Source organism: Labilibaculum filiforme (assembly GCF_002843315.1).
GTDB lineage: Bacteria > Bacteroidota > Bacteroidia > Bacteroidales > Marinifilaceae > Labilibaculum > Labilibaculum filiforme.
The window spans coordinates 547,650-561,502 of record NZ_MVDD01000002.1; the positions used below are offsets into that span (position 1 = coordinate 547,650).

General features: G+C 36.6%; 12 protein-coding genes. 2 read left to right on the forward strand and 10 right to left on the reverse strand.

Annotated features, from left to right (window positions below):
• Positions 1–103: 103 nt before the first annotated feature.
• Together BZG02_RS04880 and BZG02_RS04885 are read right to left on the reverse strand one after the other, a co-directional pair.
• The gene (locus tag BZG02_RS04880) at positions 104–2,578 is read right to left on the reverse strand and encodes a bifunctional UDP-N-acetylmuramoyl-tripeptide:D-alanyl-D-alanine ligase/alanine racemase (RefSeq protein ID WP_101260268.1); all 2,475 of its coding nucleotides are present in this window, start codon (positions 2,576–2,578) and stop codon (positions 104–106) included.
• A gap of 11 nt (positions 2,579–2,589) precedes the next feature.
• Positions 2,590–3,180 (reverse strand): thymidine kinase, encoded by a 591-nt coding sequence (locus BZG02_RS04885; protein ID WP_101260269.1) that lies wholly within the window; start codon positions 3,178–3,180, stop codon positions 2,590–2,592.
• Between the two features lie 212 nt (positions 3,181–3,392).
• Here BZG02_RS04885 and BZG02_RS04890 point away from each other — a divergent pair, with 212 nt between their 5' ends.
• Both BZG02_RS04890 and rsmI read left to right on the forward strand, forming a co-directional pair.
• On the forward strand, positions 3,393–4,019 hold the full coding sequence (locus BZG02_RS04890; RefSeq protein ID WP_101260270.1) for a hypothetical protein: 627 nt from the start codon (positions 3,393–3,395) through the stop codon (positions 4,017–4,019).
• 2 nt (positions 4,020–4,021) lie between these two features.
• The gene (gene rsmI / locus BZG02_RS04895) at positions 4,022–4,735 is read left to right on the forward strand and encodes a 16S rRNA (cytidine(1402)-2'-O)-methyltransferase (RefSeq protein ID WP_101260271.1); all 714 of its coding nucleotides are present in this window, start codon (positions 4,022–4,024) and stop codon (positions 4,733–4,735) included.
• A 104-nt stretch (positions 4,736–4,839) separates the two neighbouring features.
• Here rsmI and BZG02_RS04900 read toward each other — a convergent pair whose 3' ends face one another.
• The 8 genes from BZG02_RS04900 to BZG02_RS20760 all read right to left on the reverse strand — a co-directional run.
• The gene (locus BZG02_RS04900; protein ID WP_101260272.1) at positions 4,840–5,898 is read right to left on the reverse strand and encodes a PorP/SprF family type IX secretion system membrane protein; all 1,059 of its coding nucleotides are present in this window, start codon (positions 5,896–5,898) and stop codon (positions 4,840–4,842) included.
• 214 nt (positions 5,899–6,112) lie between these two features.
• On the reverse strand, positions 6,113–8,641 hold the full coding sequence (locus BZG02_RS04905; RefSeq protein WP_101260273.1) for a T9SS type B sorting domain-containing protein: 2,529 nt from the start codon (positions 8,639–8,641) through the stop codon (positions 6,113–6,115).
• Positions 8,642–8,688: 47 nt separating this feature from the next.
• On the reverse strand, positions 8,689–9,393 hold the full coding sequence (locus BZG02_RS04910) for a PKD domain-containing protein (RefSeq protein WP_101260274.1): 705 nt from the start codon (positions 9,391–9,393) through the stop codon (positions 8,689–8,691).
• Between the two features lie 6 nt (positions 9,394–9,399).
• Positions 9,400–10,146: a hypothetical protein gene (locus tag BZG02_RS04915; RefSeq protein WP_143470420.1), complete on the reverse strand. Its 747-nt coding sequence runs from the start codon at positions 10,144–10,146 to the stop codon at positions 9,400–9,402.
• Positions 10,147–10,232: 86 nt separating this feature from the next.
• Positions 10,233–11,093 carry a hypothetical protein gene (locus BZG02_RS04920; RefSeq protein ID WP_101260276.1) on the reverse strand — a complete coding sequence of 287 codons (861 nt, stop codon included), beginning with the start codon at positions 11,091–11,093 and terminating at the stop codon, positions 10,233–10,235.
• 25 nt (positions 11,094–11,118) lie between these two features.
• Positions 11,119–11,943: a hypothetical protein gene (locus tag BZG02_RS04925; RefSeq protein WP_101260277.1), complete on the reverse strand. Its 825-nt coding sequence runs from the start codon at positions 11,941–11,943 to the stop codon at positions 11,119–11,121.
• Positions 11,944–11,973: 30 nt separating this feature from the next.
• Entirely contained in the window at positions 11,974–12,666 is a 693-nt protein-coding gene (locus BZG02_RS04930) for a hypothetical protein (RefSeq protein ID WP_101260278.1), read from the reverse strand.
• An 18-nt stretch (positions 12,667–12,684) separates the two neighbouring features.
• On the reverse strand, positions 12,685–13,853 hold a 1,169-nt coding region (locus BZG02_RS20760), incomplete at its 5' end, for a hypothetical protein (protein ID WP_218972141.1).

The window sequence follows — 13,853 nt, forward strand, 5'->3', positions numbered from 1 at the left end:
TTGTGTGTTAGGGATTGAAACGTTTACCCCACAGCGAAGAATGAGCGAGGAGTAATAGTGAAAAGCCCGACACGAGGAACGAGTGAAACACCCAAGGTTTTTTTTATCCTTGAAAATAAACGCGTTTTACCCGACGCGAAATGGTAGTGAGAATTTCGTAAGGAATGGTATCCAATTGCGCGGCCAATTTACTTACCGGATAATCATCGCCAAAAATAAGTACCGAATCGCCCTCCACTGCATCAATGTTTGTAAGGTCGATCATACTCATATCCATACAAATATTACCAATTACAGGTGCAGTTTGGCCATTTACCAGCACTGTTCCAAGACCGTTACTCAACTTCCGGTTAAAACCGTCGGCGTAACCAATTGGAATTACTCCAATTCGTGTATCGGTCTGTAACTGCCCTTTTCGACCATATCCTACCGTATTCTCTTTCGAAACTTCTTTAATTTGAGAAATAGTGGTTTTTAAACTACTCACATTCATCAGTTTTTCTTGATGAACGGAACTTATACCATAAAGACCAATTCCCAAACGAACCATATCAAATTGCGCCTGCGGAAAACGTTCAATGCCTGCCGAATTTAAAATATGCCGATCGATATGATAGGAAAACTGAGCTAAAATTTGATCGCTCCACTTGGTAAAAGTAGTAATTTGCTGTTTGGTAAAATCGTTATGTATTTGCTCATCGGCTCCCGCCAAGTGAGAGAATACCGAACTAATAAAGAAGTGCTCATTATTTACAATCATTGCCAACAGCGAATCTAGTCCCTGATGAACAAAACCCAAGCGATTCATTCCGGTATCCAATTTTATGTGAATTGGATAGTTTCTTACTCCGTTTCGTTTCAATGCCTTTTCGAATTCCAAGCAAATGGTCTGGTTGTATATTTCAGGCTCCAAATGATACTCAATCATTGTATCGAAACTATGAGACTCTGGATTCATCACAATAATTGGAATGGTGATTCCTGCATCTCTCAACTCAACTCCTTCGTCGGCTATTGCAACGGCTAAATAATCAACACGGTGGTACTGCAGTAAATTAGCAATTTCGGTGGATCCACTTCCGTAAGAAAATGCTTTTACCATCACAATTAACTTGGTAGCAGGTTGCAGTAAAGATCTAAAATAGTTTAAGTTATGAACCATGGCACTCAAATTCACCTCTAAAACCGTTTGATGCGCCTTGTACTGAAGTGCATTTGAAATTCTCTCGAAATGAAAATTTCGCGCTCCTTTTATCAAAATAATTTCATTATCGAACTGATTTCGATTTAAATCGGCCAAAAACACTTCGGTAGATCGATAAAAAGAAGCATTGCACTTAAATAGTTTAGCTTGAGAAGAAATATCTTCACCAATACCAATTAGTCGGGTAATTTTTTTCTGTTCTAATAATTTAGATATGGCTTTGTAAAGCTGATAATTGGTATAACCAGATTGAAAAATATCCGACAAAATTAAGGTTTTACGCTTATCGTTTTGCTGCTGATTCATTAAATCCAATGCTATTGCAAGCGAACCCAAGTCTGAATTGTAATAATCGTTAATCAGCGTACAATCGCCAATCCCTTCCTTAATTTCCAGTCGCATGGCAACTGGTTCCAACTTCAAAAAGCGCTCTTTTATGCTGTCATCGTCAACATTCAAGTTCAACAAGCAAAGCCAACAAGTAATTGCATTATCAATAGAGGCTTTATCGGTAAAAAACAAGCATATTTCTTTCGTTTCTTCCTTATATTCCGCGCTTATGATGGTGCAATTCCCTTTTATTTCTTCCGATACAATTCGTAAATTGGCTTCCTGATTTCGTGACCAGCAAATCAGTTCTTTACTTTCTGCAAAACGAAGTTTAAGCGCTTTATCAACAAGTTCTTCATCGGCACAGTACATTATCGAATTACAGAATAGGAATAGTTTTATCTTTTCCTCTAACTTTTGCAAATCATCCTTAAAATTCTCTCGATGAGCATCGCCCAAATGAGTGAAAATTCCGACGGTAGGCTGAATAATTTTCGAAAGTGATTCCATTTCATCCACTCGCGAAATACCAGCCTCAAAAATGGCTAAACTAGCCTCTTCGTCCATATTCCAAACCGAAAGCGGAACACCAACTTGTGAATTATAACTTTTAGGACTGCGAACGATAGAATACGACTCGTTAAGTAATTGGTACAACCATTCCTTCACAATGGTTTTTCCATTGCTGCCAGTAATTCCAAATACCGGATACTCAAAGCTCTTTCTTCGATTCTGCGCCAAATCCTGCAATGCACAGAGTGTATCTGCAACTAAAACAAAAGCTACATCAGGAAAAATAGTGAAATCAATCATCTCCAAATTGCTCACTACAAAAGCACGAACTCCTTTCTGATATAAATCGACAATGTAGGAATGACCATCATGTCGTTCTCCGACTAAAGCAAAAAATAAAGTTTCTTCGGGCAATTGTAATGATCTGCTGTCGATAGAGAGATTTTTAACAACAAGATTCTCATTCCCATAACAAATGCCTCCTGTTACAGAGGCTACAGTTTCAATAGTATAAACTTGTGGAGCGGTCATATTACACTTCCTTATTTTGTTTTTGCAGCGCGATAAATTTTTTGGTAACAATGCCTGCAGAGAGGCTCGTACTCACTCTTTTCGCCCAATAAAACTAATTTATCAGCTTCGGCTAAACGATGTGAATAATTTGCTAAATTGCCACAACGCATGCAAACTGCATGAACTTTGGTTACATACTCGGCAGTGGCCATTATGCTAGGAATTGGACCAAAAGGATTGCCTTTAAAATCCATATCTAAACCCGCAACAATAACACGAATACCTTGATTTGCTAATTCGTTACAAACGTCGGATAAACCAGCATCGAAAAACTGTGCTTCATCAATACCAACTACATCAACATTACTAGCAAGCAGGAGTATATTCGCAGAGGTTTCGACCGGAGTAGATCGAATGGAATTAGCATTATGCGAAACCACCTCATCTTCAGAGTATCTCACATCAATATGAGGTTTGAATATCTCCACATTTTGGCGGGCTATTTTTGCCCGATTTAATCGACGAATCAATTCCTCGGTTTTACCCGAAAACATCGACCCAACAATTACTTCGATCCAACCGTTACTGCCAGCTCTGTTAATATCATTCTCAAGAAACATGTGATAAACTTTAGGTTATTTTACATAGATAGACAAAAGTAAGAAAACACTTTAACACTTGCATTACCGACTTGCTAAACTTTTGAACCATATGCCTCAAAAATTCTTTAGTTTGAACCGAAAAATCCGCTTAAGTCATCAATACAAAAAAAAATGCTTTACTTTTGTAAACTAGAATAGGCAATTCTAATTATTTTATAATAATTCTGGTCATGGATAATAAACTAGTCATTCAACTACTTAAAAGTAAGACAGAAGAAATTCAAAACTTATTGGTGCATTTTGCAAATAAACCTGCCGACCTTGAGGATGGTATTGATTTACTTGATTCCAGAATACAGGGATTAAGTCACGATTTTAAAATCCTGAAAAGGAATTGTGAAAGACAACCAGACGAACAATTTTCTGTTATTAAATCGACAGAAAGTACTCCTTTTGTTCCCGAAACAATACAAAAAGAACCAGAACCTCAAGAATCAAATCTTGCGAAGGAAATGGAACCTATAATTACCGAAAAAATTGAGCTGGAAGAGAAAAAAACACTCGTATCATCAGTCAGTAACGAAAGTATTCCTGTAGCACCTACCCAATTAATTGGCGAAAAAATGTATTCTCACAAACTTGCAGATGTACAGTCTGCAATTGGAATTAACGATCGCTTTTTATTTGCTCGTGAGCTTTTTGAAAACAATATGGATGCCTATAACACAGCAATTTCCTTTGTAAACAAAGCGCCTAATTTTGATTCTGTAATGAATTGGATTAAAGTAGAAAAAGAATGGGATTTGGAAGATCCAATTGTTGTTCAATTCATCGAAATCACCAAAAGAAAATTTTAAACATGTCAAAACTATTCCTTGTTCCTACCCCAATTGGAAATTTAGAAGATATTACTCTAAGAGCCTTAAAAGTATTACAAAGTGTTGATTTAATTCTTGCAGAAGACACAAGAACATCGGGCTTTTTATTGAAGCATTACCATATTTCGAAACCATTACACTCCCATCACAAATTTAACGAGCATAAAACTGCCGATAATATAGTTAATCGAATTAAAGCCGGCGAAACTATTGCTTTAATTTCTGATGCCGGAACACCAGCAATTTCTGATCCTGGTTACTTTTTAGTAAAACACTGTTTGGATAGCGGAATTGATGTAGAATGTTTACCCGGAGCAACCGCATTTGTTCCTGCTCTTGTAAATTCAGGTCTGCCCAACGAAAAATTTTGTTTCGAAGGTTTTCTTCCACAAAAAAAAGGCCGTCAGTCTAAATTAGCCGAACTAGCCGAAGAATCGAGAACGATAATTTTTTATGAATCACCTCACCGTTTGGTAAAAACGCTGGAACAATTTGCTGAAGTTATGGGTGCAGACCGAAAAGCTTCTGTATCTCGGGAACTAACCAAATTATACGAAGAAAACGTTCGTGGCACACTCGCTGAACTCATTGCGCATTTCAATGAAAAAACTGTTAAAGGGGAAATTGTAATTGTTGTTGGCGGTAAAATTGTGGAAAAAAAGAAGAAAGAATACATTAAGAAAGACCGTATTTAATTACAAATTATCAATTAATAATTACGAATTCAGTTCTTCCTTAAGAGATAAAGTTTTAATAAACTAATATTTACTCATTCGTAATTTTTAATTCTTAATTAGCATTAGTCTTCGTGTGAGAATTTCGGACAAGAAATAGCCTTATCTCCTAATTTTTTCACTTTCTGACGACGTTTCAACTTTCTGATTTCTCTAGGGTTAGAGTAATTGTAATTATAAGTAAGAGAAATTTCTAAACCTCCTTTATTCGAGGATGCTACCTGCAAATCAGAAACATTAATATCATAGGTAATCATAAATTTCATGCGATTTTTCTCGTATCCAAATGCAGGAATAATATCCTGAGTAAAACGATACCACAAGCCATAATGAAGAATTGTACCTTTTTCACCATATAACATCATAAAATTGGCCCCAGCAATCCACTCATTTGCACTTTTCTCTGTTGTAAACATGATTTCGGGCTTCGCATATATTCTTGGTGATATTCTCGACTCTACCCCTCCATGCCAAGCAAATCGCCTTTTTAGATTATTTGTAATAGCATAAAAAGACTCACTAGGTTGATTAATATGACTAACAGAAACGCCCATAAAATATTTTGATTTCCCTTTAAAATAGGTAACCATTGAACCAGCTGAAAAATCGGTATAAAATAAGGATTGCGTTCCTAAAGGTTCTCCTGTTTGATAATTAGGATCGAATAGTGTTCCATCCCACTGGTCATCAAAAACCAATTTATTGTAATCTACTGACTTATTGACTAACTCTAAACCAAGACCTGCGTGAATAAACAATGTATTCCCAGCATTCAAACTCTTATTTAAAGATCCTGAAAACATCACTTGAGTTGTCTTTAAACTACCTTCTCCAGCCTTATCGTTGAAAATCATTCCACCCACTCCCAACCAAGACGAGCTTAGTAATTGAGTAGACAATTTACCATCAACAAAAACAGACTGAGAAACAAAAGGGGTGGTAACACTATTCCACTGATTACGATAGTTTAACCCTCCTCGAAGGTTATAATCTGAATTTCCAGTCAACGCTGGATTTAACAATAAAGGAATAGAATAGAATTGAGAAGAGTGCACACGTTGAGCAGAGACCTGACAGACTCCAAAAAACGATACCAGTATAAAAAAAACTAAACTCTTCCTCATATCATAGTTTACGGGTCTTTCAATCGATTCTTAAAATTTTCAATCGACAAAACGAAACATCCCACGCAAAAATATAAAAATGGGTAATAATAGCCTATTACCCACTGTAAAATATTTTATTTTACATTTATTTATTTTCGACAAATTATTCGGCATAAATATAATTAATAAGATGAAATTTAACAGTAACAATCCATTTTATTCATCAACTATATTAGTACAGTAGTGTAACATTTCCACGTTTTTGTACTGAACTACCATCTAGGAAGGTTACTTGTAGGAAGAAAACATAAACATCCATGTCTTGTTTTACTCCACGATAGGTTCCATCCCATCCTACATCTTGCCTGTTCGATTGAAATATTTTATGACCTAATCGGTTGTAAATAATCAAATTCATTGAACCAATATTGTTTCCACGAACAAAGAGCACATCATTTTTACCATCTCCATTAGGAGAGAAACCCGACGCCAGACCTACAAATTGATCGCCTTCTGGGTACAAAACATTAATTGTATCTCTACCCATACAACTTTGCTGATTGGTTACCTCTACCCAATACTCGCCTGCTTGATCTACATTCAAAGTTTGAGTGATATCATTTGTTGACCACTGATAGAAACTACCACTATTTTCAGCATTAAGGATTACTGTTTCTCCAGTTTGAGCAATAATGTCTTCACCAAGATCAACTATAGGAGTTGCATTAACCGTTAATTCGATACAATCTCCTTCTGTATTGCCAAATGGATCTGTTACTTCCACACAATACTTACCAGATTGATCCACAAAAATACCTTTTTCTGTTGATTCTGAAGGAATCCACTTATAACTTGGATCGGAAGTAAATACTCTGTCAATAATTGGTTCTAGATATACTCTATCCCCCATACAAATTTCAATGTCACCACCTAAATCAACAGAGAATTTGTGACCATCTTTTTTAACAACACTGATTTCATCGGTATTGTAGCAAGAATATGCCGCAGTAACCTTTACAGAATACACATTTTCATCACTTACTGTAATTGTTTGAGTATTTTCTCCTGTATTCCATTCGTATACCAAGCCTGCTTCAGAATTACCTGCATCCAAAGTTGCAGTTTCGCCATCATATAAAGTAAAATCTTCACCTAAATCAACAATAGGTAAGGCATGAACAATTACTTCAATCTCATCTGTTTTTTCATTACCTGCATCATCTCGCATTGTTACAGAATATGTACCAGACTCACTCACTGTAAGTGTAGAATTTCCAGCACCATTAGACCATAAATAAGCATAGTTTTGAGAGATACTTGGATTTGGATTTAGAATCACTTCTTCTCCATCACAAATATTAATATCAGCACCTAGACTAATCGCAAACACATCACTTGAACTACTTATAACAATTTCATCGGAACCAACACAACCATTTAAACTAGTAACATTAACACTATAGGTATTACTAGTATTCACGCTTATGCTTTGACTGGTTTCACCAGTAGACCAAGAATAAGTTAATCCAGGATTTCCTGCATCCAACACCTTAGTTTCGGCTTCGGCCAATTCATAATCTGCACCTAAATCAACAATTGGAGCTTTTAATACTTCCACATTAACACTTGCCGATGATGATTTACCTGTGTCCGAATCTTTGGCGGTAACAGAATAAGTTCCAGACTCTGTAACTGCTAAAGTAGGTTCTTTTGAACCATCGGACCATAAGTAAGTGTAGGTTCCACCAAAATCGATGGTAGGAGTTAAAGTTGCACTCTCTCCTTCACAAATACTAATATCGCCACCTAAACTAACAGAGAAGGATTCAACAAGGGTGATATCTGCATAAATAGTATCTCCAGCACAATCGAAAGCTGTTCGCTCTAAAAGTTTTATTTGATAGTCACCCGGAGTATTTCCCCACTGTACATCAAAGCTTAATTCACTATGATACTTATCGCTCAGTTTTGTTGTAGTTTCATTTAAAACTGTTGCTCCAGCAGGAATAAATAGTTCGTAATTCTCGTTCTTTTCAATAGTAGCTGTGTAGGATTGAATAGTTCCCGACTGAATAACAGGCTCATAATCTCCCCATACCGTATTTGGCAAGGCCATTACATCTACCTCTAAAGTCTGATTCACCAGATCTTCAGTTACCGGAATTCCTGATACTGTCTTCGCATCGACTAATAAAATTTCAGCACGATGAGTTTTCCCACTTGTATTCGGTATTTCGAGTTCGAACTCAAAAGAATTTACATACAATTCTTTTGCTCCATCAGGCATTACTGCAGGCGCACGATCTACCGAAATTTTAAATGTCCAAGGTTTCGGACCCGAATAATTAACGGTAACATTTATTTTCCCATTTGCATCTCCACCATTATTTGCAGAACAAACATATGGCACTTCTAAATCATCAAACTCTGCTGTTGGAGCAGCTCCATCAACCACAACCATCATAATTAAAGGCTCACCAAAACAACGCGTTCCTAAATCCTCTGGATATACCTTTACTACATATTCGCCTTCATTATCGAATACATAATCGCCAGACTCAAATGTTTCTGATGTAAGATATGCAACAGCTCGAGTAGCTGTATGAGTTACCGACCAATGGTATGCATAACCGGTAACTTCATCCACCTTAAAATTAAGTGTTGTTCCCTTAACCACATACTGCTGTGCCACAACAGCCCATCCTCCCAAGAGGATGGCTATTGCGGTAAGCAGTGTTTTATGTAGTAAGGTTCTCAACATGTTATTTTTTTATTTTTTTCAAATCTAATAATTTAATATATTAAATACTAGTTAAGAGTAATAGCACCTGAAATTGTAGGTTTTCCGTGAACAGTTACACTTCTTGTGTTATTCGCAACATCTGCATCAACAGCTACGATACCTAAATCGGCAGTTGTTGCACTAATCAATTGAATGCTTACAGTTTGATCACCTGCAGTTAAATTTTCAAAATCTGAAATACTTAATTGGCCAGTTAATGGAGTTGCATCACCTGCAGCACCCATTGTTACAACTAGAGTCGATTTTGTTCCATCAATTGCAGTTTTCTCATATGTTAATTCGAATGGAGCTACACCACCAGTAAATACAACATCAAAGTCACTAACAGTTAAGGCTCCTCCTATCAATGGAGAACAACTAATAACGGCATCATTTGCAGGCAAGTTAGCAAACATAACCGAAGAAGCACCTACAACTAAAATTTCAGATGTTCTTGTTTCTGTCAAACAGCCATTTGCATCAGTTCCAAATACAGTAACATCAAATGTTCCTGGAGCATCCCAAATAAGTGTCATCGAATTTCCTGTTTGTGCAACTAAATCAGTACTCGTTCCACCTGTGGTAGCCCAAGTATAAGTTACTCCCGCAACAGGATCTACATTATACGTATGAGAAGTATTAATCGTCACGGTTTGGTCCTGTGCATTAACAGTTCCTACGAATGCGATTAAGCTAATAAATAGCAAGCCAAATATTTTAGTCAGTTTCATAGTAGTTTAATTTAAGTTTATGATTGATATTATTGGTTTCTTATTAATTGTTCGTGTATGTATTTCCTGACCTGAAACTATCTTTAAAGTTCCCCCATAACTATTGGTCGCACTTGTTATGGTTATATGATTTATTTTATCTGAATTTACATCTTCAATAACGCCCACTACTTGGAGCATTTTATCTGCAAAATTTACAATTGCAGTTCGATCAACAGCATCATCTAAATGGTAATTTACTGTAATCGGGTATTGTGATTCTGGCAACTCGGTACCTGAATTAAACATGGCTACTAATTCTGTAGCAAATTGTGGATCTAAATCAGCACAATCTTCTGATGTAAGATCTTTAAATACAATCGTGGCTTCAGTACCAAATACCTCCACTGGTATAGCTCTTCGAGAAGAACAAAAATTCGTTCCTGAATTAAACTCTTCCACAATTGCGTAATATTTGCCTTCATTTAAAAAGGTAATGTCAACTTCCGCTTTTTCAAATTCTCCCCCAACAAATAAAAAGTCATCATCTCCTCCTAATCCATCATTATCTGCTAATAAAGCATCCTTTTGATCTGCCCAATCGTTCACCTTATAAACTTTCCATTCATAAGTATTCCCAACATGATCAGTAATAGTAAGTTTATGCGTACTTCCAGGCAATATCACATACGGACTCTGTGCCTTAGCTGAAGCCAAAGCCACCATCGTAACAATTACGAGGATCAGAATTCTATGTAGTGTACCTTTAAACAAATCTTTCTATTTTTTATGTTTGAATTACCTTCCCAGATCGTAATCCGGGAAGGATTCTATATGTAAGTCAACAAACTTTACATTAATTAGTCAATCGAGATATCTGATGTTTTAGGAGAAGGTAAGATAACAATCGCATCTTTTGCTTTATTATTATCCACTGTTCCATTTTCATTAACATCTCCAGTATGAGTATTGATAGATACTGCTGAAGCTGTCAAATTCAAATTAATTGACTCACTTGCAACAGGACCAGGAGTATTAGGCACATCAACCTTCAATATGATAGATGATGTACCAAGAGCTACGGCAACGTTAGTACCTGCAACTGTAGCATCTGTTGAAGTTACAGTTCCTGCTGTAGCAACATAGTCGAATTTCCATGTCCCTTCAGTCCATGCAACACCACCTGCCGTCATCGAAACTTTAAAATAACGAACAGAACCTCCAAAATCGTCAGATCCACGTGTTATAATTTCTCCACTCTTATCATTACAAGTTGAAAGAACTGTCAAGTCTGGTGTTGTAGCTGTATAGTCAACCAAAGGTGTACCTGCGACATCACAAGCCTCAACTAAAAGATCAATATCTCCACCATCTACTCGAATACTAATCTGACGAAGAGTAGTACAAGCACCACCAGTATTCTGTTCAGTCACCTGAACCAAGTAATCACCTGAAGCCAACCATTGAATCTCAACTTCATTTAAATCTACAGCCGATGGACCAGTAATAAATGAGTATGTTCCTGCAGGAGCTTCTGCTGTTCCCGCCGAATTTAAAACAGCCCAAGTATATGTATTACCTGCATGATCCCCACTAGGATCTGTTAAATTCACTTTAAAAGTATGCTTCGAAAACACATTATGTGTAGCATCCTGTGCGTAAGTTCCAAATGCAATTAAAGAAATTGCAAGAACCATTGTTATTTTTAATAATCTTTTCATGATCAATAAATTTAAGAGTTTTTAATTAGTCCGTAGTTATACCTGTAGTTGCAGGTACTGCTTTTACAATGTAAGATACTTTATTACTTGCATCACCTGTTTCACTATCTGGAGTACCTAACTCATCTTTAGCATTTGAAACAGCTAATTCCATAGTAAAATCAGTATCCTGTCCATTCACTCCAGCAGTATTTTTATTTGTACTATAACTTATAGAGAAAGTCACCTCTGAAACTCCTGCAGCAACAACTACATTATTGCCAGTAGCAGTTCCATCAGTTATAGAAACAGCAGTAACATCACCTAAGTTAAAACTTCCAGCAATATCAGTTAAAGCATAATCAAACGACCATTTTTTCGTGTTATCTCCGCCTGTCATTTTAACTTTAAAATCACGTGATGTAGTTCCAAAAATATCCGTTGAATTATCACCAAGAACATCGGCATCATCAACAGGAGAAAGAACTGTTGCACATTCTTCAGTGGCACTAACAAGTTCCGCAAAAACATCAAAGGTATTTGTACCAACTTTCACAGCAATTTGACGCACTGTTGGACAGGCAAAACCTACATCTGTTCTTGATTCTACAACCTGTACAATATAATCACCATCAACTAACCATTCGATATCTACATAAGTACCATCAAGAGCTGTTTTATAATTAAATTGTGTTCCGTTACTACCAGTCGTAACACTCCAAGCTAATGTCGTCGTAGCAATACTACCTTTAGTAATTGTATATCTATGAGTTGAACCCGCAAAAGGAGTAGTACCCGTATTTTGTGCTTGAGTATTTGTAAACATCAATACCCCAACAAAAACCATTAAAAGTTTATATAAAGATTTCATATCGTATATAATTTTCTTGTTAACTCTATATTAATTAAAGGTAATATCTCCAGTATCTGGAAGACCGTAAATTGTAACATTTGCAGTTTCATCATCTCCTGTTACAGTATCATTTCCAAAGCTATCTTTTACATTTGTAATTTGAACTTTGAAAGTTTTGTCTCCTCCATCAGTAGTATTAGGTACTGAAATTACCAAACTATGAGTATCACCAGAAGCGTTAACACCTGTAGCTGCTATTTCATTACCTGCACCGAAACCAACAGTTTGGTAATCAAAAGTCCAATCAGTTGCTCCATTGGTTTTGCTCAAAACAAAAGTTATATCTGTATTTGCTGCAGTAGTCGCACAATCCACTGCAATAGTAGCATCTGCAATCACCACATCGAAGTCATCACCAACATTTACTTCAGCTGTTTTTATAGTAGAACATTCAATTCCACCATGAGATTCTTTCTCAGTAAATGTTAAAGTGTAGGTTCCTGGTTGCTTCCATAAAATCTGAATAGCAGCATCATTTAAAGCTGTCCCTCCTTGTAGATCCCAAGAAACTCCCTCTCCATTATTCCCAGTAATAGCCCAAAGAAGTGTATTCGTACCACTCTCCGGAACTACGGTGTAAGTATGTGTTTCTCCAACACTCCTCGTATCTTGTGCCATAGCACCATATCCTAGGAGTAGGAAAAAGCATACGCTTAAAAGTTTTGTAAAATTTGTTTTCATGTTGACTATATTTAATTTTTAATAATTTATTCCTGATGGTGTTGGTTTATGATTCACCGTAACCGTATATGTTTCTTCATTTGAAAAATTTCCACTAGCATCTAACACTCTAACGTAAATTGTTGATACTCCTTCTGTAAAACTATATCCTGATGGATCGGATGCTGAAACTGTTCCTACCGCCTGTATTCCATATGCATTTGCATAAGAACCATCTGGCAATTGAATACGATACTCTACTGTAAAAGTTGATGAACAGCCATCTGAATATCTACCAACTGGAAGTTCTAAACCTGTTAGCACCTTCGTCTGAGCAACTTCATCTTCTGCACAATCATCAATAGATAAATCTGATAAATCAGCAAGAACAGGAGCTGTAATATCGTTTATAACAACATTCTGAAATACATCAATATCATTCCCATTACCATCATCAAAGTTCCAAGTAATAACATGAGTTCCTTGAGTATTATAAGTCAGTGCATCTGTTGTGGTTCCAGTAATTGTTCCTGCACAAGCATCGGTGGTAGTTGGTGCTACCGCTGTTGCTGAACACTCACCAGTTACATCTGCTAATGTTAGTTCAACTGGGTCTGTATTATCTTTTATAACAACATTCTGTGTTTGTGTACTGATATTCCCAACAACATCTTTATAAGTCCAAGTAACAACCGTAGTGCCTTGAGTAGTTATTGGTAAACTTGCATCGTTAGTTACTGTTACAGCAGAACAATTATCTGTTGCACTTGGTGCTGTCAATGAAGTTACCTCACACTCTGCAGTTACGTTTGGCAATGAAGCCAAATCTGCAACCGGTGCAGTAGCATCAGTAATAATTACATTCTGTGTTTGTGTACTGGTATTCCCAACTACATCTTTATAAGTCCAGGTAACAACAGTAGTTCCTTGTGAAGTGATTGGCAAACTTGCATCGTTAGTTACTGTTACTGTCGAGCAGTTGTCTGTTGCTGTTGGTGCAGTTAAACTAATCACTTCACACTCTGCGGTTACGTTTGGCAATGAAGCCAAATCTGCAACTGGTGCAGTAGCATCAGTAATGATTACATTCTGTGTTTGTGTACTGATATTCCCAACAACATCTTTATAAGTCCAGGTAACAACAGTAGTTCCTTGTGTAGTTATTGGCAAACTTGCATCGTTAGTTACTGTTACAGCAGAACAATTAT